The organism is Micromonospora thermarum (assembly GCF_012034245.1).
Lineage (GTDB): Bacteria > Actinomycetota > Actinomycetes > Mycobacteriales > Micromonosporaceae > Micromonospora > Micromonospora thermarum.
In genome coordinates, this window is the sequence record NZ_JAATEO010000085.1 from 1 (window position 1) to 1,438 (window position 1,438).

General features: G+C 69.7%; 1 pseudogene. It reads right to left on the bottom strand.

Annotated elements, in window-relative coordinates:
- Window positions 1–2: 2 nt before the first annotated feature.
- Window positions 3–1,320: pseudogene (locus tag HCJ94_RS29280) on the bottom strand (ISL3 family transposase).
- Window positions 1,321–1,438: the final 118 nt, after the last annotated feature.

Genomic DNA, 1,438 nt, shown 5'->3' on the forward strand with positions numbered 1-1,438 from the left:
AATTAAGCGGGGTTGAGGTGTCCGCGGTGGCGTCGGGTGGTGGCGGTGCGGGTGCGTAGGCGTTGGTTTTCGGGGTTTCGGAAGCCGTAGGCGTCGCGGGCGATGGTCTTTATGACGCGGTTGGTTCCTTCCGAGCCGGCGTTGGTGATGCCGGTGGTCAGGAACGCCAGTATTTGTGGCCACCAGGTCTCGATCGTGGTGGCGAGCCGGTGGAGTTCGGGCAGGTCAGAGGCGGCGCAGCGGGCGTAGAAGCGGTGCAGCAGCCGGTGGATGTGTTCCCGGCTCGGCTGGGTGCGGGCGACCGCGAGCAGGTCGAGCAGGTCTTCTTTCGCGTTCCACGCGGCCAGGATCGGAGCACCGATCGCCGCCGGGGAGGGCCTCGATGGTGTCGACGAGGCGGTCGACGTGCTTGCCGGGCATCCGGGCGGCCGAGCGGGTCAGCCGGTTACGCATCCGTCATTCCGGGTCGCTGCCGCGACCGCGGCGTCCCCGCTGGGTCAGGGTCATGCGGCGGCGGACCTCGGTGACCGCCCGGTTGGCCAGTTGCACGATGTGGAAGTGATCGACGACCAGCACTGCGTGCGGTAACACCTGCCGGATCGCGGACTTGAACACGGTGCACATGTCGATCGCCACCGCCTGGACCTGCTCACGCCAGGCCGGCGGGCGGGCGGTCAGCCAGCCGGTCACCGCCGCCGTGGTACGGCCTTCGACCTGCGCGAGCAGCCCTTGACCACCAGACAGATCGCAGAAGCCGACGTGCCAGCGGTCCGCAGTCACGGTCCACGAACCAGCGTGGGCGTTCCAGATCCAGTGCGGCTTGCCGCGGCGAACCTCGTCGATGCCGAGCACCGCGACCGGCTCCGGTTCGGCCGGCAACACCGCGCTCGCGTGGGCGGTGAACGCGGCAGCGACGACCGGCCAGGAGATGCCGTGGTCCCGGGCGGCCTGCACGATCGTGCGACCCGCGTCGGCGACCGCCGCCCCGGCCGCCTGTCGCAGCCGGCTGGTCAGCCGGGCACGGGCCGGGACCTGCGCGACCTGCTCGGTGAACGACTTGCGCGGACAGGCCGGGGTCGGGCAGTACCAGCGACGTTTGCGCCAGCGCAGTCGTACCGTCCGGCCTCCGACTGGCAGGTCCCGCGGCCGGGTTGTGGTCCACTGCTTCACCTTCAGCGCACGCTGCCCGCACTGCGGGCAGCATCGTGCCTGCTCACAGCCGGTGGACAGGTCCACCACCGGGACGCCGGTGACGTCCAGCTCGACCCGCTCAGCGACCAGGCCGTCCAGGCCTAACAGCCGGGTCGTATCGTTGACCATGCTCGCAGCTCTTCACTTGTGACCATCCGAACTAGACACTCAGATGATCACCGACGGGCTGCGAGCCCTTCACGCTCGGGTCGGCTCAGCCGCGAACCCCGCTCAAGTTCGAAGAGCC